This is a genomic window from Rubrilithobacter danxiaensis, from assembly GCF_047272945.1.
Taxonomy (GTDB): domain Bacteria; phylum Bacteroidota; class Bacteroidia; order Sphingobacteriales; family Sphingobacteriaceae; genus Rubrolithibacter; species Rubrolithibacter danxiaensis.
Window position 1 is genome coordinate 312,392 of the sequence record NZ_JBKOPS010000002.1, and the last position, 18,086, is coordinate 330,477.

Annotated in this window: 16 protein-coding genes; 10 read left to right on the forward strand and 6 right to left on the reverse strand. The window is 39.3% G+C overall.

Features of this window, described 5'->3' with window-relative positions:
• Positions 1–46 precede the first annotated feature (46 nt).
• Both ACLCDL_RS03475 and ACLCDL_RS03480 read right to left on the reverse strand, forming a co-directional pair.
• The gene (locus tag ACLCDL_RS03475) at positions 47–1,342 is read right to left on the reverse strand and encodes an HAD-IB family phosphatase (protein ID WP_423146791.1); all 1,296 of its coding nucleotides are present in this window, start codon (positions 1,340–1,342) and stop codon (positions 47–49) included.
• Positions 1,335–2,315: an NAD-dependent epimerase/dehydratase family protein gene (locus ACLCDL_RS03480; RefSeq protein WP_423146793.1), complete on the reverse strand. Its 981-nt coding sequence runs from the start codon at positions 2,313–2,315 to the stop codon at positions 1,335–1,337. The genes ACLCDL_RS03475 and ACLCDL_RS03480 overlap by 8 nt, the downstream gene beginning before the upstream one ends.
• 76 nt (positions 2,316–2,391) lie before the next feature.
• Between ACLCDL_RS03480 and ACLCDL_RS03485 the strand changes: the two genes are divergently transcribed.
• Together ACLCDL_RS03485 and ACLCDL_RS03490 are read left to right on the forward strand one after the other, a co-directional pair.
• Entirely contained in the window at positions 2,392–3,573 is a 1,182-nt protein-coding gene (locus ACLCDL_RS03485; RefSeq protein WP_423146795.1) for a formimidoylglutamase, read from the forward strand.
• A gap of 36 nt (positions 3,574–3,609) precedes the next feature.
• The gene (locus ACLCDL_RS03490; protein WP_423146797.1) at positions 3,610–4,749 is read left to right on the forward strand and encodes a redoxin domain-containing protein; all 1,140 of its coding nucleotides are present in this window, start codon (positions 3,610–3,612) and stop codon (positions 4,747–4,749) included.
• 10 nt (positions 4,750–4,759) lie between these two features.
• On the opposite strand, the gene ACLCDL_RS03495 is transcribed toward ACLCDL_RS03490, so the two are convergent.
• Together ACLCDL_RS03495 and purD are read right to left on the reverse strand one after the other, a co-directional pair.
• Positions 4,760–5,350, reverse strand: a complete 591-nt coding sequence (locus ACLCDL_RS03495) for a hypothetical protein (protein ID WP_423146799.1) — start codon at positions 5,348–5,350, stop codon at positions 4,760–4,762.
• 94 nt (positions 5,351–5,444) lie between these two features.
• The gene (gene purD, locus ACLCDL_RS03500) at positions 5,445–6,719 is read right to left on the reverse strand and encodes a phosphoribosylamine--glycine ligase (RefSeq protein ID WP_423146801.1); all 1,275 of its coding nucleotides are present in this window, start codon (positions 6,717–6,719) and stop codon (positions 5,445–5,447) included.
• Between the two features lie 184 nt (positions 6,720–6,903).
• Here purD and secA point away from each other — a divergent pair, with 184 nt between their 5' ends.
• From secA to ACLCDL_RS03540, 8 genes are all read left to right on the forward strand, one after another.
• Positions 6,904–10,206 carry a preprotein translocase subunit SecA gene (gene secA / locus ACLCDL_RS03505; protein ID WP_423146803.1) on the forward strand — a complete coding sequence of 1,101 codons (3,303 nt, stop codon included), beginning with the start codon at positions 6,904–6,906 and terminating at the stop codon, positions 10,204–10,206.
• Positions 10,207–10,334: 128 nt separating this feature from the next.
• Complete coding sequence (locus ACLCDL_RS03510; RefSeq protein ID WP_423146805.1) at positions 10,335–11,519, forward strand: M20 metallopeptidase family protein; 1,185 nt, start codon at positions 10,335–10,337, stop codon at positions 11,517–11,519.
• Between the two features lies 1 nt (position 11,520).
• Complete coding sequence (locus ACLCDL_RS03515; protein WP_423146807.1) at positions 11,521–12,459, forward strand: hypothetical protein; 939 nt, start codon at positions 11,521–11,523, stop codon at positions 12,457–12,459.
• A gap of 82 nt (positions 12,460–12,541) precedes the next feature.
• Positions 12,542–12,757 carry a hypothetical protein gene (locus tag ACLCDL_RS03520; RefSeq protein WP_423146809.1) on the forward strand — a complete coding sequence of 72 codons (216 nt, stop codon included), beginning with the start codon at positions 12,542–12,544 and terminating at the stop codon, positions 12,755–12,757.
• Positions 12,748–13,191, forward strand: coding sequence for a type II toxin-antitoxin system VapC family toxin (locus ACLCDL_RS03525; protein WP_423146811.1), 444 nt, complete (start codon positions 12,748–12,750; stop codon positions 13,189–13,191). Before ACLCDL_RS03520 ends, ACLCDL_RS03525 begins: the two co-directional genes overlap by 10 nt.
• 22 nt (positions 13,192–13,213) lie before the next feature.
• Complete coding sequence (dnaG, locus tag ACLCDL_RS03530; protein ID WP_423146813.1) at positions 13,214–15,130, forward strand: DNA primase; 1,917 nt, start codon at positions 13,214–13,216, stop codon at positions 15,128–15,130.
• Positions 15,130–15,486 (forward strand): YraN family protein, encoded by a 357-nt coding sequence (locus ACLCDL_RS03535; RefSeq protein ID WP_423146815.1) that lies wholly within the window; start codon positions 15,130–15,132, stop codon positions 15,484–15,486. The genes dnaG and ACLCDL_RS03535 overlap by 1 nt, the downstream gene beginning before the upstream one ends.
• Before the next feature lie 6 nt (positions 15,487–15,492).
• Positions 15,493–16,563 (forward strand): glutaminyl-peptide cyclotransferase, encoded by a 1,071-nt coding sequence (locus ACLCDL_RS03540; RefSeq protein WP_423146817.1) that lies wholly within the window; start codon positions 15,493–15,495, stop codon positions 16,561–16,563.
• A 129-nt stretch (positions 16,564–16,692) separates the two neighbouring features.
• Here ACLCDL_RS03540 and ACLCDL_RS03545 read toward each other — a convergent pair whose 3' ends face one another.
• On the reverse strand, positions 16,693–17,145 hold the full coding sequence (locus tag ACLCDL_RS03545; RefSeq protein WP_423146819.1) for a QcrA and Rieske domain-containing protein: 453 nt from the start codon (positions 17,143–17,145) through the stop codon (positions 16,693–16,695).
• Between the two features lie 17 nt (positions 17,146–17,162).
• Positions 17,163–18,086: a DUF5777 family beta-barrel protein gene (locus ACLCDL_RS03550; RefSeq protein WP_423146821.1), complete on the reverse strand. Its 924-nt coding sequence runs from the start codon at positions 18,084–18,086 to the stop codon at positions 17,163–17,165.

The window sequence follows — 18,086 nt, forward strand, 5'->3', positions numbered from 1 at the left end:
ATACGAACTTTCCTGTTTTGCAGTTTTTTATGAGTAATTTAACTAATTAATAAAGTACCCGGAATTTAATGGTGTTTTCTATCTGCTTTAATTCTTTTAAAACTTTATTATCATATTGCGACGTTACATCTGTAATTACATAACCAATTTGAGGGTTTGTCATTAAAAACTGTCCTACTATATTCATTCCGTTTTTAGCAAATATCTGGTTGATCTGTGCCATTACTCCGGGAACGTTTTTATGGATGTGCAATAAACGGGTTCCTTTATCCACTTTGGGAAGAAGCAGATTTGGAAAGTTACAGCTTAAATAAGTGTCGCCTTTATTAATAAAATCAGCTATTCTTCTTGGAATAAACTGGGCGTTTCGAGGGTTATTTTTCGGATCATCGAAAACGACAATTCCCATTTCGGTAGCCAGTTCCAAAGAAATTTTGTTGCGGATATTTCCCAGGTAACCGATTGTTTTAAGCTTTACCGCTCTTGCAAGTTTTTCTTCTTCCAGTTTCTCGCCATCTCCGAGCAGCAGCATGCCGATATCGGCAATGTATTTATCTTCAACAGCAGTTTTATGTCTGATAGAGAATCCGTCTTTTTTTAAAATAGTTATAGCCTGTTCGGGAACATTGCCTACTATCAGACACAAAATCCGGTTCTTTGGATACGATATAGCACGTGGCAGATTATTTACATAAAGAAATTCGTCAAAGCTGGGTGTAACATGATCTGCTTTTTCCAAAACATTTTTACGTGCGATGTTTTCGGTAAAAGCGTAAAATTTCTGAATTAAGCCCGATTCTTTTAATTGAAAATCAGAATGGCCATCTCCTATGCCGAAAATATTACCCTCTAAATTTAAATGACGCAGCAGTTTTACCTTTCCTCCTTCTTCAGAAAGCGGGTTTCCAGTATCATAGCCAATAATATTTCCTTCATCGTCAAATACGAAAGTATTGGCATAAATATTTTCCTTTTTGATTCCATAAGGCAGCACTACCGGTGTTATAAACTCTTTAAATCCTCCCGAAACGATCATCACGTCATCTGCATGCTTATGAAAAAACGTTTTATTTCTTGAGAAGGATGCAGAAACCTTTTTCTTCAGCCGGGATACCAGTTGTTTTAGGTGCTGCTGGTTTGCATGCAGTAACTGAACCCTTTTTGTTAAACTTTCCCTGAAAGAAAGCCTTCCCTCCATTGCTGCATTGGTGAAATCTTCAATCTGTTTATAAATTAATTCCCTGTCCGGATGGTCTTTCAGTGAAATTGTTGCTAATTCGTCTAATGCTTCAACCTGGGTAAAGGTGCTGTCAAAATCAATAATGTAAAAGTTTTTATTCACGTGTATGTTCTTTCAGAGATTCACAAATTTCTTTAATAGTTTGCTTTATAGGTTTGAATGTAAAATTAAGGGTACTTTTTATCTTTTCGTTAGAATATTCATGGATTTTACTGGCGCTTCTTGCAGTACCTTTTGTTATTCCAAATTTCTTTCCTGTTATAAGTGAGACAATTTTTGCGCTTCTCCAGGCCAGTCCCAGCATCCAGGGTTTTGCTTCTGCAGAAGGAGCCTTAATGCCTAAACTACTTGCAATTTCATTAAAAAGGCTTTTATAGTTCCAGTTTTCAGCATTTACCAGGAATCGTTCGCCCGAAATATCACTTTCCATCAATACAATCATAATTTTTGCAACGTCTTCCACATCCACTAATCCACAACTGCCGCTGGGGTAAAATTTCATCCCTTTTTTTACAGTTTCAAACAGTTGCCCGCTTCCCTTTTTACCGGCATTTTTACCTATTATTAATGAGGGATTCACGATTGCTGCATTTAATCCTTCTGCAATAGCCCTCCATACTTCCATTTCGGCCTGGTATTTAGAAATAGAATAAGCATGCTGCCTGCCATCGAATTCCCAGTGGTCGTTTTCTGTTATTAACCGGTCTTTTTTTGCTTCGCCGATTGCAGCTACCGAACTTACATGAATCAGTTTCTCAATATTATTCTGGAAACAAAGATTCACTACATTCGCCGTCCCTTCGGCATTCTGTTTAATCAGTTGATTTTTATCGTCGGGATCAAAGGAAATAAGGGCGGCGCAATGATAAACTTTGGTAATACCTTCAAAAGCATCTTCTAACGAATAATAATCCAATATATCGGCTGTTGCCCATTCTATCTGATCTTTTCCCCTCAGAATTTCGGGTATTACCGAACCTGCTCTTTTAACTGCCCGGATACGCTCTCCTTTGGTAAGTAATTGCAGAACAAGCTCAGAACCTAAAAATCCTGTAGCACCTGTTACAAGAATCATTCTAACAGATTTTTTTAAAATGCTTTCAAAAGTAAGTTAATAAAGTGGATATTTGAACGGTTTGTAAGCATATTCGATGTCATTAGCAGATTTTTTTTCTCCGGTAGACTTAAAAAAATATACCCCTTCGGCTGGTTTTTACGCCAGTCAGTTAGGAACTCTGTTAGATATACACGTTTCGGATTTCCCCGTTTTAGAGGAAAAGGTAACAGATATAGCAATTTTCGGTGTTCAGGACGATAGAAATTCTGTAGATAACCAGGGCTGTGCGTTAGGGCCGGATTATATTCGTGAAAAGCTTTACCGGCTTCACCAGGGAAGCTTTAACATGAAAGTCGCCGATTTAGGAAATATAAAGGCAGGCGAAAAAGTTTCAGACACGTACATAGCGGTAAAAACAGTAGTTTCTGAACTGATAAAAAAGAATATTTTACCTGTTATTTTAGGCGGAGGGCAGGATATTACTTACGCCCAATACATGGCTTATGAGGATCTGGAACAAAAAGCAGACCTGGTAGTAATAGATTCCGAGTTCGACCTGGACGATTCTTCAGGCAGTACTATAGAAACAACTTCTAAATCTTACCTGAATAAAATATTTCTTCACGAGCCAAATTATCTTTTCAATTTCAGTAACATCGGGTACCAAACCTATTTTATAAACCAGGACAGCCTTCGGGTGATGGAGAAACTGCTGTTCGATGTTCACCGCTTAGGCGACTTTAATGATAAAATAAGTACTACCGAGCCTATCATAAGGAATGCCAACCTTATAAGCTTTGATATATCTGCAATTCGTTCGTCTGATGCGGGTGCTAACGGCAATGCCGGCCCGAATGGATTTTACGGAGAGGAGGCATGTCAGATAACCCGATACGCAGGAATGAGTGATAAATTAACTTCCATTGGATTTTACGAGTTTAACCCTGCTTATGATAGGAATGGCCAAACTGCGATGTTAATGGCGCAAATGATATGGTATTTTGTAGATGGTTTTTATCACCGGAAGAAGGATTTTCCGCTACAGCCAAAATCGCAGTATCTTATTTACCGTGCTTCTTTAAAAGATGATACTCATGAGCTTGTTTTTGTAAAAAGTAAGAAATCCGATCGGTGGTGGATGCAGGTACCTTATCCAAGTGGTACATCTAAAAATGAGCGTTATCATTTAGTTCCATGCCGCTATGATGATTACCAGACCGCAGTAAATGGAGAAATGCCTGACCTTTGGTGGCGTACTTATCAAAAGTTAGTATAATATTTTAGCTTTTAGATTGTTATATTTAAAAATAATATGAGGAATTATACAGTAGTTTTATTGCTTTTAGCAAGTTTGGGTGCAACCGCACAATCGGGCCCGTTTACAATTAACGGGAAAGTAGGAAAGTATAACCCTCCTGCTAAAGTATATTTTGTGTACAAAAATAACAGCCAGAATACGGCAGATTCTTCGCTTGTAAAAAATGGTGTGTTTCAGTTTAAGGGTACTATTAAAGAGCCTTTCCCTGCTACTTTAATACTGGATAGTAAGGGTTCGGGTTTTAAAAACATCAGTCCCGCAAGTAATGCCGATGTATTAAATATGTATATAGAGAAAGGCACAATAACTCTTGAAAGTCCTGATTCTATTTCCAAAGCAAAGATTTCAGGTTCTCCGCTAAACAAAGACGGGCAAGAGCTTAAAGCGATGCTGGCTCCTGTTCAGCAGAAAATGCTGTCGCTTAACCAGGAATGGCAATCTGCATCAGAAGAAAAGCAGAAATCAACTGAGTTTAACGACGAAATTTCTAAACGCTATGAAGCAATCCAGCAACAGCAGAAAGACTTACTAAAATCCTTTATTAAATCACACCCCGGCAGTTATGTAAGCCTGGAAGCTCTGAGCGCTTTTGCCGGTCCCGAACCTGAATATGCTGAAGTATCTCCGCTTTTTAATTCATTGTCTGCAAATTTAAGAGAAACTACTGTTGGTAAAGCAATTGGGGAAGCACTTGAAGGAGGTAAGAAAACCGCTGTAGGTGCAATGGCAATAGATTTTACCCAAAATGATGTAAACGGAAAACCGGTAAAACTTTCAGATTTTAGGGGAAAATACCTTTTGTTGGACTTTTGGGCTTCCTGGTGCGGTCCCTGCCGTCATGAAAATCCTAATGTAGTACGGGTTTATAATAAATACAAGGATAAAAACTTCACTGTTCTCGGAGTTTCCCTGGATCGGCAGAATGGAAAAGATGCATGGCTGAAAGCAATAAAAGACGATCAGTTAGAGTGGACTCAGGTATCAGATCTGAAGTTCTGGAATAATAAGGTGGCTGTTCTTTATGGTATCAGGGCGATTCCGCAAAACTTTTTAATAGACCCATCGGGGAAAATAATAGCAAAAAATCTGCGGGGCGAAGACCTTGAAAGGAAACTGGCTGAACTGATTAAATAGTTGCTGGAGTTTATCTTATAATGAAGCCGATCAAGATAAACAAAACCCCGGCAACAGAGATCATCAGCGATACATTTCCAAACATTAATGCAAATACTACGCCTGCAAGCAGAAGAACTAATCCGATAGTCAAATAACTTCCTTTGGCTGTTTGTGTTGTTTGGTGTTGTTCTGCAGGCATTGCATATTCATTTGCCAGCAGCATGGAATCAACAGACATTAAGGCGCTGTCTGCTGGTACGGCAGTGGCAAGGCTATCTGCATCTGCTGTGTTTTCATAGCTGGGAATAGAAGCAGTGTCACTGTAAAAGGTTTCTGTTGCTGCATCAGAATTTGAACCGGAAAATGTTATTGAATTTGAGGATGGGTATGTGGCAGTGTTTGAAACAGGTTCCACAGGAGTCGGGCGGGCAATAGCGAGACGGGTAGCCTGAAAAATGCTATCGTAATTAATAACTTTCTTATTTTTTTCTTTTAAAAAAACGGTAACGTTAACTCTTTTTATAGAATCTATGCTTATCGGTTTTTCAGAAGATTCTTTAAAAGCAAAAGCTGTTAATAGTGCTCCGCTAATAAAAATACCTTTTAAAGTAATATTCATCTTGAGAATTTCTTACTAATACCGAACTATTACGGAAAAAACCGAATAAGGTTCAATTATTAGCGTGAAGGAAAGATGAGCAGGTTTAGTGCATTTAAAACAGGTCAAACCCAATATCGGTACGGAAGTACTTGCCATCATAATAAATCCTTCCTGCATCAGTAACTGCCTGCTGCACCGCATCAAATAAGTTGTTTTGCAAGGATGTTACTGCCAGCACTCTTCCTCCATTGGTTTTAACTTCTCCATTATCCAGCTCTGTTCCCGCGTGAAAAACGAAGGAGCCTCGTACGTTGGTAATTCCTGAAATTACTTTTCCTTTCATATAATTTCCCGGGTAACCGCTCGATACCAGCATGACTGTGGCAGCTGTTTGAGAGGATATTTTTAATTCCTTTTCCGACAGATTCTCATATGCTACACCAAGTAAAAGGTCAACAAAATCACTTTCAATCCGAGGAAGCACGCTTTCTGTTTCCGGATCGCCCATCCGTACATTATATTCAATAACATACGGATCGTCGTTAACGTTCATTAGTCCGATAAAAATGAAGCCTTTATATGGGATTAGATCTATTTTAAGGCCTTTTACAGTGGGAACGATAACACGTTCTTCCACTTTACGTATAAATTCTGCATCGGCAAAAGGCACAGGAGAAACCGAACCCATACCACCTGTATTTAGTCCTGTATCGCCTTCGCCAATCCGTTTGTAGTCTTTCGCTTCTGGAAGGATTTTGTAAGAATGACCATCCGTTAACACGAATACAGAGAGCTCAATTCCGGATAGAAATTCTTCAATAACTACGGTGCTGCTTGCTTCACCAAATTTTGCATCCTGCAGCATTGCTTTCAGTTCTGCCTGAGCTTCTTCCAATGTCTGGCAAATCAGTACTCCTTTTCCTGCCGCAAGGCCATCCGCTTTCAGAACAACCGGGAAACGATGTGTTTCCAGATAAGATAGTCCTTCGCTTAATGAATTAACAGTAAACGAGTGTGAAGCTGCCGTTGGAATATTATGCCTCCGCATAAATGCTTTTGAGAAAGTTTTGCTTCCTTCTAACTGCGCTCCCTGCTGTTGTGGCCCGATAACCGGAATATGCTTTATGTCATCATCCTGAAGAAAATAATCATGAATACCTTTTACAAGGGGTTCTTCAGGCCCTACTACTACTAAAGCAACTTCATTTTTAAGCACAAAATGTTTAACTGCATCAAAATTAGTTGGATTAAGAGCTACATTTTTACCATAAGTTCCTGTTCCGGCATTGCCTGGTGCAATGTAAAGCTGTTTGCAAAGGCTGCTCTGAGAAATTTTCCAGGCAAAAGCACTTTCTCTTCCGCCCGAGCCAAGTAATAGGATATTCATCTGGCAAAGATATTTTTTAGATGCGATAAGTACGATACTGATATAATATTTGTTTGGAGTTTTCGATTTTCCTTTATCCAATCTTCATTAAAAAAATAGTAATTTTGACTTCTTTCTATGCCATATTGACTTTATTTATCAGCTGGCGTAGTTGTTGTGAATTAGAGATTTTTATTATTAAAAGATGTTAGCATTCCTTAGTAAAATTTTCGGGAGTAAATCCGAACGAGATATAAAAGTAATACAGCCGCTTGTTGAGAAGATTAAACAGGAGTATGAGAAGTTATCTGCTATAAGCAATGATGAACTCCGTCAGAAAACGCTGGATTTTAAGCAGAAGATCAAAGAATATTTAGCTGATATTGATCAGAAAATAAGTGCGCTCAAGTCTAAAGCAGAAAATCCGGAGCTTCCAATTCATGAAAAGACAGAAATTTATGATGAAGTAGATAGTCTTGGGAAAGAAAGGGATAAGGAACTGGAAAAGGTTTTAATGGAAATCCTTCCTGAAGCCTTTGCAGTTGTGAAAGAAACTGCCCGTCGTTTTACTGAAAATAAAACGATTGAAGTTACCGCTACTGGCTTTGACCGTGATCTGGCTGCGAAGAAAACAAATGTAGTAATCCAGGGTGATAAAGCAATTCACCACAATACATGGCTTGCTGCCGGTACCGAAGTTACCTGGAACATGGTTCATTACGATGTTCAGCTAATAGGTGGTATTGTGCTGCACCAGGGGAAAATTGCTGAAATGGCTACAGGTGAAGGTAAAACACTTGTTGGAACGTTGCCGGCATATCTCAATGCACTTGCCGGTCAGGGCGTTCATATCGTTACAGTAAACGATTATCTTGCCCGTCGTGACTCTGAATGGAATGGTCCTCTTTTTGAATTTCACGGGCTTTCTGTTGATTGTATTGATAAGCATCAGCCAAATTCAGAAAACCGCCGTAAAGCATACCTGGCCGATATTACTTTCGGGACCAATAACGAGTTTGGCTTTGATTATCTGAGAGATAACATGACCTTAACTCCGGATAGTCTTGTTCAGCGCAAACTTCATTTTGCTATGGTGGATGAGGTGGACTCTGTTTTAATTGATGACGCCAGAACTCCGCTAATCATTTCCGGTCCTATTCCGAAGGGTGACGAGCACGAGTTTTACGATCTTAAACCTCGCATAGAGCGCCTGGTTAATGCACAACGAAATTTTATAACCGGCGTTTTAAATGAAGCAAAGAAGCAGATAAACGAAGGGAAAAGCGGTGTAAACGAAGGAGGCCTGGCTTTACTGCGTGCACATCGCGGTTTGCCAAAAAATAAAGCGCTTATTAAATTTTTGAGCGAAACAGGCATTAAGCAGATTCTTACAAAGACCGAAAATCATTACATGCAGGATCAGGGTAAGGATATGCCGAAAGTGGATGAAGAATTATATTTTGTTATCGATGAAAAAAATAACCAGGTAGAACTTAGTGAAAAGGGTATTGAACTGATCACGGCTTCAGGCGAAGATCCTCAATTCTTTGTAATGCCCGATGTGGGTACTGAAATTGCAGAGATTGAAAAATCCAGCCTATCCAACGAAGAAAAGATTGCCAAAAAGGATGAGCTGATGCGTGATTTTTCAATTAAATCGGAACGTATTCACTCTGTTAACCAGTTACTGAAAGCCTATACTTTATTCGAAAAAGACGTAGAGTATATCATCGACGAAGGAAAGGTAAAGATAGTTGACGAGCAGACCGGCCGTATAATGGAAGGTCGTCGTTATTCGGATGGCTTGCATCAGGCAATTGAAGCAAAGGAAAATGTAAAGGTTGAAGATGCTACGCAAACCTACGCTACTATTACCTTGCAGAATTACTTCCGGATGTATCATAAACTTGCAGGTATGACCGGTACTGCTACAACCGAAGCAGGAGAGTTATGGGAAATATATAAACTGGATGTGGTAGAAATTCCTACCAATGTGCCTACCCAGCGTAAGGACATGGAGGATAAAGTTTATCGCACTGTTCGCGAGAAATATAATGCTGTTGCTGACGAGATCACGGCCCTTACTCAGGCTGGCCGCCCGGTGTTGGTCGGTACAACTTCGGTTGAAATTTCAGAGTTGCTGAGCCGTATGCTTAAATTGCGAGGGATTAGGCACAATGTGTTAAATGCTAAGCTGCATCAGCGGGAGGCTGATATCGTTGCTGAAGCAGGTCAGGCAGGTACGGTTACAATTGCAACTAATATGGCCGGTCGTGGTACCGATATTAAATTAGGGCCAGGGGTTAAAGAAGCGGGAGGTTTAGCCATTGTTGGTACAGAGAGGCATGAATCCCGTCGTGTTGACCGCCAGTTGAGAGGTCGTGCCGGACGTCAGGGAGATCCCGGGTCTTCTCAGTTCTTTGTTTCGCTGGAAGATAACCTGATGCGCTTATTTGGTTCAGAGCGTATTGCTAATATCATGGTGCGCATGGGTATTGAAGAGGGAGAAGTAATTCAGCACTCCATGATCACCAAATCTATTGAAAGGGCTCAGCGTAAAGTGGAAGAAAATAACTTCGGTATTCGTAAACGGCTGCTGGAGTATGACGATGTGATGAACTCACAACGTACAGTTATTTATGCCCGCAGACACAATGCTTTATTTGGGGAGCGTCTGGAAGTGGACCTGAACAATACCATTTACGATGTGGTAGAAGATATTGTCACTGAATACAAACAGGATGGGAACTACGAAGGGTTTCAGATGGAAATTATCCGTATATTCTCTGTTGATCCCGAAATCAGCGATAAGGAGTTTGCCGATACCAATATTTCTAATTTAACTGAAAAGATATTCAGTCTTGTTAACGACTTCTATCATCGCAAATCAGAAGGTATTGCACAGCAGGCTTTGCCTGTTTTGCAGCAGGTGTTCAGAGAGCGTGGGGAGTATATTGAAAATATTATTGTTCCCTTTACGGATGGCGTAAGAGGCTTACAGGTAGCGGCTAACTTGAAAAAATCTGTAGAAACCCAGGGCCGCGAAGTATTTAAAACTTTTGAAAAAACAGTTGTACTTTCTTTAATTGATGATGCATGGAAAGAACACCTGCGTGAGATGGATGAGTTGAAGCAATCGGTTCAGAATGCGGTATATGAGCAGAAAGATCCATTGGTGGTTTATAAAATGGAAGCTTTTAGTCTTTTTAAACAAATGCTGGCTACTGTAAATAAAGAAGTGGTAAGCTTCCTTTTTAAAGGCGGAATTCCTGTACAGCAATCAGAAGAAGTTCGGGAGGCAAGGCCTCAGCCAAAGCAGGACTTGAGCAAGCTGAAGGTTTCAAAGCCGGAATTAGTGGGAGCAGGGTCAGAAGTGCCGGTAGAAGACACTCGTGAGCTACAAAAACCTCAGCCTGTAAGGGTAGAAAATAAAATCGGGCGAAATGATCCATGCCCATGCGGAAGCGGCAAAAAGTACAAAAATTGCCATGGAGTAGGGCTTGTATAAGTCTGAAGGATTAAAAAGGTTAGGATTATTCTTAACCTTTTTTTACTAGCTTCTTATTGATCTTTCATTCTTATTTTTGTTTTTCTGATTAGCTTATATCGCTGTCAGTTCTAAATCCTTTATTGATTATGTTACTAAACCGCATAAAAGAGCTTGCGCAACAAATTCACAAAGAAGTAATTGATACCAGAAGACATCTTCATGCAAATCCCGAGCTCTCTTTTCAGGAATATCAAACATCGGCGTATGTTAAATCGAAGCTTGATTCTTTTGGCATTTCCTGGAAGCCGATGGCTGATACAGGAATTGTAGCCTTAATAAAAGGTGAAAAAGAGGGAGAAGAAGTAGTTGCTTTGCGTGCAGATATGGATGCACTGCCGATAACAGAGGCAAATGAAGTTGAATATAAGTCAAAGAACACTGGAGTAATGCATGCTTGCGGGCACGATGTGCACACCTCATCCTTGTTAGGCACAGCAAAAATTTTGCAGGAACTTAAAGCGGAATTTGGTGGAACTATAAAATTAATCTTTCAGCCTGCCGAGGAAAAACTTCCGGGGGGAGCAAGTATTATGATAAAAGAAGGTGTATTGGAAGCCCCCAAGCCACAGGCAGTAATTGGCCAGCATGTAATGCCTTTAATCGAAGCCGGGAAAATTGGAATTCGTTCTGGCAAATACATGGCTTCAACGGATGAAATTTATGTGACAGTAAAAGGAAAAGGCGGGCATGGAGCCCAGCCACAACAAAATGTTGACCCGGTGGTTATCACAGCACATATTATTGTTGCTTTACAGCAGGTGGTCAGCCGAATGGCCGATCCTAAACTTCCCACCGTGTTATCTTTTGGAAAAGTAATAGCAAACGGGGCAACGAATGTTATTCCGAAAGAAGTTTATCTTGAGGGAACATTCAGAACGCTGGATGAGGATTGGCGTGCAGAAGCTCATAAACGGATGAAGAAAATGGCAGAAGGAATAGCAGAAAGCATGGGGGCAAACTGCGATTTTAATATTGTAAAAGGGTACCCTTATTTAGTAAATGAAGAGCTATTGACTGCTAAAGTAAAAGAATTCGCAATAGAATATCTCGGCGAAGAAAATGTAGAAGATCTTGACATCTGGATGGCAGGAGAAGACTTCGCATATTATTCTCAGCTTGCCAACGCGTGTTTTTATCGTTTGGGTACAAGGAATGAAGCACTTGGAATAACATCTTCTGTACATACTCCAACTTTTAATATTGATGAAAAGGCATTGGGCTTAAGCACCGGACTTATGGCTTATCTGGCTATTAAACGTTTAGGAAATTAGCATGCTACGAATAATTGTCTGTTGTGCGGGATTAGTGCTTTTATCTGTTCAAGGTTTTTCGCAACAAATCTCGCGTTTTAATCCGGATACAATCCGCACAATTGTAATTGACTCCGCTGTAACAGTTAAGGCCAATAAATTAAATGTTGAAGGCTTTATTAACGAGATAATAAGCGATACCAGCTTTTATAAAGCTTTCCGTAATATGAAGAAGTATAACTTTATTGCCGAAAACAGCATTTTTACTTACGATAAAAATGACAGGGTAAACGGTCGGATTTACCGTAAGATTCTTCATAATCCGGGACCTCCCTATATAAAATACCTGGCCAAGTCCGATAGCGGAAAGGTTTACAAGAAAAACGGTAAATACCAGTTTTACACAGCCGAAATGTTTGATTACCTTTTTATGAATGCGTATAAGTCAGATTTTGTTCCTTCTACCGCTATAGATAAAGGTGAAACACATGAGTCATACAAAGAGAAGTTAAAAACTTTAATCTTTAGTCCCGGACGGCCGGTTAAAGGCATTCCTTTTATCAGTAATAAAACAGAGATCTTCTCTGCAAATATGCGCCAGTATTACGATTACCGGTTTTATAGCGGTACATATCTTGATTCTATCCCCGTTTACCGTTTTAAAGCAACTGTAAAGCCAGACCTTTCCGCGTGGACCCAGGACGGTATTATGATAAAAGAGCTGACTACGATCTTCGATAAACGAAATATGCAGATACTGGGAAGGTTCATTGATATGAAATACAGCAATATGCTCTTTGACTTTGACGTGCAGATGAACATAGAACTCGGTTATTTTGATGAGGTGTTGCTTCCGACAAAGGTAAGCTATCAGGGCAACTGGGATGTACCTATGAAAAAAGAAGAACGGGCAAGCTTTTTGGTTCTGCAGAAAGGGTACTCTATAATTAAGAATAATTGAACTTTTTACTAAATTTAAGTTAGATTTTAAGTATCTGTATTCTTCTAAAGCGGTTGAATGTTATTTGTTTAATAATTTAAATATGGCAACAGTAAAAGCAGATGATATTTTGTTGGAAATAAAACAATTAAGTTTCCCTGATAAAATCTACATTCTCGAAAAGATAGTCTCGCTGATTAAAAAAGATAATTTGGAAGAAACTGAAGCTAAATTGTATTCATTAAAAGGTTTGGGAGCTGAAGTATGGAAAGATGTAGATATTGATGAATATATCAAAAAAGAGAGAGAATGGGATTAGGCGAATTCAAGTCGCAGGTAGTTTTTCTTGATACATCTCCTTTAATATATTTTATGGAAGGAATTAGCATCTATCAAAAAAAATTGTCTGAATTATTTCTTCTTCATGATAAAGGCTATTTTACTCTTATTACTTCAGTTTTAACTTTATTAGAAGTACTTGTACAGCCTCTTAAACTTAATAGGACAGATTTAGTAGAACAGTATAAGAAAATCTTGACTGATTCATCAGGATTAAAAGTAGCGGATGTTAATGTTGGTATCGCTTCAGAGGCAGCAGAACTTAGGGCAAAATATGGTTTGAAAACACCTGATTCAATACAAGTTGCTACAGCTTTAGTGCACAATGCTAAACTCTTTTTCACCAATGATAAAAGACTTAGGGTAATTGAAGAACTAAAAGTAATTACCTTATCTGACTTTGGTAAATTTTAAGTTTCTGTTTAAATCTCCTCCAATGATCATCAAAGAAACAGTTGATAAAATACTTGAAGTTTCCCGTATCGAGGAAGTAGTAGGGGATTTTGTGCATTTACGTAAACGTGGTAGCAGTTTAATAGGTCTTTGCCCTTTTCATAACGAAAAAACTCCTTCCTTTCATGTTTCTCCTGTAAAAGGTATTTATAAATGTTTTGGTTGCGGAAAAGGCGGCGATTCTGTCCGCTTTATCATGGACCACGAAAAGTACTCGTATCCCGAGGCATTAAAATACCTGGCTAATAAATATCAGATTGAAATAGAGGAGGTTGAACAAACTCCCGAGCAGCAGGCGGTAGATAACCAGAGAGAAAGCCTGTTTATCGTTTCTAATTGGGCCGGTAAATTCTTTCAGCAAAGCCTGTGGGAAGATGAAGAAGGAAAGAATATTGGACTAACTTATTTCAGGGAAAGAGGATTCAGGGAAGATATCCTGAAGAAATTTGAGTTGGGATATTCTCCCGATGAGTGGGATGCCTTAACTCAAAAGGCCCTTTCAGAAGGACATAAACTCGAATTTCTGGAAGAAACCGGGCTTACCATAAAAAATGATAAGGGAAAATTGTACGATCGTTTTCGAGGCCGTGTCATGTTTCCGATTCATAATTTTACTGGTAGAATTATTGGTTTTGGTGGCAGAACACTTAAAACGGATAAGAATGTTCCCAAATACGTAAACTCGCCGGAAAGTGATATCTACCATAAGTCCAATGTACTTTATGGATTGTTTTTTGCCAAGAAATCTATAAGGGATGAGGATAACTGTTTTCTGGTAGAAGGGTACGCGGATGTTCTATCGGTGCACCAGGCAGGAATTGAAAATGTGGTGGCGTCTTCTGGTACTTCGTTAACTACCGAGCAGATCCGTTTAATAAGCCGGTTTACAAAAAATGTTACTATTCTTTATGACGGTGATGCTGCAGGAATAAAGGCTTCTCTTCGCGGACTGGATATGATTCTGGAAGAAGGTCTGAATGTGAAAGTCGTTCTGTTCCCCGATGGGCACGACCCGGACTCGTACGTGCACCAGGTTGGTAATGCGGCTTTTAAAACCTATATCGATCAGAACCGAAAAGATTTTATACTGTATAAAACAGGTATTTTATTAAAAGATGCAGGCTCTGACCCAATAAAAAAAGCCGGTGTAATCCGGGAAGTTGTTGAAAGTATTGCTAAAATTCCAGACAGCATTAAAGCTTCCGTTTTTGTGAGGGAATGTTCTTCTTTGATGCAGATTGAGGAACGCGTATTAATAGCAGAGTTAAATAAGCTCCGGCTTGCAAAAGGAAAAAAGGAAGCTCCGCAGCCAGTTTCTTCGCCTCAGGAAGAAATTCCGGTTCAGATTGAAATTGCTGATAATTTTACTGAAACACACGAGTATCAGGAGCAGGAAATTGTACGCCTCCTTTTAAATTACGGGCATGAACTGGTTCATTGGGATGGAATTACCGATACTTATATCGGGCCTTATGTAATATCCAATCTGTCAGACGTTGAATTTGAAAATCCCGCCTGCAAACGTTTTCTGGAACTTTATAAGGGGAAGATAGAAGACGGTGAACTGCCAAACGAACAGGAGTTTGTATCGCACGATGATCCCGAAATCGCTGCTCTTTCCATCTCACTGATTTCTTCACCTTATATTTTAAGTGAGAACTGGTACGCAAAAAGGAAGATTTATGTTCGAAGCGAAACAGAAAACCTTCGTGCAACCATTTTGGGTGGTATCTTTCACTTAAAAAAAAGAAAGGTAGAGCGGATTTTGCAAAATCTTCGTGAAGAACTACTACACGAAGCTGATCCGGATAACCAGGTAATTCTGATGCAGCGTTATCTACGCATTAAGGAAGTGGAAAAAGGTATTTCTAATTTTCTCGGTTCTGTAATAGTGAAGTAATGGCTGTACATAATCAACTTGGAAAGCGGGGTGAAATAGCAGCGAAAGAATTTCTGGAAAATGGCGACTACGAAATACTTGACGAGAACTGGTGTTTTGGAAAGGCTGAAGTTGATTTAATTGCTTACAAAGATAAAAAGATTGTATTTGTTGAAGTTAAAACACGTACATCGGTAACATTTGGAAATCCGGAAGACTTTGTGGAAGAAACCAAACAGGACAATGTTAGGAAAGCAGCAGAAGAATATATATACTTGATGAACTTTCAGGGAGAAATAAGGTTTGATATTATTTCAGTTCTGTTTAATAAAGAAGGAAAGTTTACGTTAAAACATATTGAAGACGCATTTTGGTAATTAATAATGATTAGAAGAATACTTTTATTTATCTCAGCTGCTTATTTTTTAATAGCTTCCTGTAAATCTGATAAGAATTCAACGCAAACATTTTACATAGCACCGGAAGCCGGAACAATGATTAAATCCGGAGAGGATGTTGTAGTAGATCTGCAATTCAGTCCTGACTTGAAAGTCGATTCGGTTGTTTATTTGTTAGACTCTGCGATTGTTTCCCGCCAAACTGATACTTCCAGTGTAAAAATCAGTACAAAGGGCCTTCCTCTTGGCTCTCATCTTATTGTCTCTAAAATTTATTCAAACGGACAGGCAGATGAACAGACGTCAAATATTGTCCTTATTGCTGCGAAAGCCCCTGAACAATGGAGTTATAAAGTGGTAAACACATTCCCTCATGATACGGCTTCGTATACAGAAGGCCTCGAATATCATGATGGCATTTTGTATGAAAGTGATGGACAGTACGGAGAGTCCAGCTTACGTAAAGTAAATCTCAACACTGGTAGCGTTATAAAGCAAATTCAAATTCCCGCCCGTTATTTTGCTGAAGGCATTACTATGGTTGGAGATAAAATAATAATGGTTACTTATAAGGAAGGAATAGGCTTTGTATATGATAAAAATACGCTGGAAAAATTGTCTGAGTTTAATTATCAGGCGGGCAATGAAGGCTGGGGCCTGCATTTTGATGGCAAACATATTTTGAATACCGATGGCAGCAACCGCATTTATTTATTAAACAAGGATACTTACCAGAGTGAAGGATATCTCGAAGTATATAATAATGAGGGGCCTGTTAATTCTTTAAATGAGTTGGAAGTTATTGATGGGAAAATTTATGCGAATGTTTATCTGTCAGATGTAATCGTAGTGATAAACCCTGAAACAGGTGCAGTGGAAGCAGAAATTGACTTCTCAGATTTATTTCCTGAAAGGCCGAAAGATGAAGACCTCGTTTTAAATGGTATTGCCTGGGACGCTGCTAAAAGAAGAATGTTTATAACCGGGAAAAAGTGGCCTAAGCTTTTTGAGGTTAAGATAGAAGGTGGTGGAAAAACTGCTGCCTTGAAAAAATAATTTAATTCCTACTTAACTGCTTTTGTTATCCAGACTGCCAGAGGGACTTTAGATGTCATGCTGAGCCGTGTAAGCACCGTGCAAAAGGCACCGTGTATTTTTTCGGTAAGCTCAGCATGACTAAAACCATTACCCCACGTTTGCAGTAAGCGTATTTCCTTCTATGCTTGTGGCATATATTTTCAATTTCCTTGTGGCTCCTCCGCCTTGTGGCTGCTGTAATATGGAACCATCCGCCGAATATTCTGATGCGTGCAGATTGCAATGTATTTTGTTCGCATCTGCCATCCATACTAAAGTTCCTCCCTGGTGTGGGCAAAGCTTTTCTGTTGCTATAAATGAATCAGGTACATTTTCTTCAGCTATACGTATAAACAGAACACTTCCTGAGGTAACAGAAGATCCTACTGTTTGAAGTTTAGTGGCTAAATCAACGGATGCTTTAGTAGAACCACCACTTCCGGGAGGAGGGTTTGGGGTATTATCGCCATCTTCTCCTTTTTTACATTCAGAAAAACAAGCTCCGGTACAAACTAAAGCAAGGCTTAATCCTAATGATTTTAAAAACTCTTCGCGTTCCATATATTCATAGTTTTAGGTTAATAGATTTTACTTTCTATATCTTTATTTTTTGGTTTTTTTAGTGTGAAGTTCCTCGAAATAGTAAACCCGAATCGAACTCCGCCATTCTGCCAGGATTTTTTGGTATTGGGAATGAAATTATTTTCGACGATATATTCCGAGTTCATGAAGTTCAGGGAAAAAATGTGCCCACCGGTTTCAATTTCTAAACCGACTCCCAGTGGATTGTAATATGTTTCTGATAAGTCAGAAGGCCTTCCAAAAGCATTTACTAATTGATAATCCGCCACAAAGGATAAGCGCTTTGTAAGTTTTAAGCGTCCGGCAAAACCAAGGCTGAAAAGGTTTTCGTTATCAAGAACATCAGTTGCCTGGTTACGGATCAGGTAACCTGGTAAAAGTTCAAGTGATAAAGCATGGCTGAATCGCCTTGCGACAATCCCCTGAAAAAAGTATGAAAACCGGCTGGAGTAATTATTGAATTCGTTGCTGGAAAAGGGCTTCCTCATAATCCAGCCACCCTGCCCAAAAAGAGTAAGTGTAAATGGCATTTTATCGGGCGATTGCTCCAGTAATTTATATTTTAAAAGCAGATTATACAGTTCGTCCTGCCTGCTACGGCCAATTCCAATAGTAAATTTGTCGGAAATTCCATAATCAAGGCCAATAAACAAATCCGAGGCTGCATCAAGGCCAAACAAAGTGTGCGAGCCGCCAAAGTTACCGCCGATGTCGCCGAAATGATGCCTTACACGAAAGTCCAAATCATATTTCTTCTGCGTTTCACTTGATTGTACTAAGACTATCCGTGTTGATTTAAAGGTAGAACTGATGCTTTGCAACGAATCCGGATTTAGTTGTTTAAGTAACGAATCAGCATCCTGCGCTAAACAAGAAAATGTGGCAAAAAAAAGTAGTACGGGTAATATAAGTTTATTCAT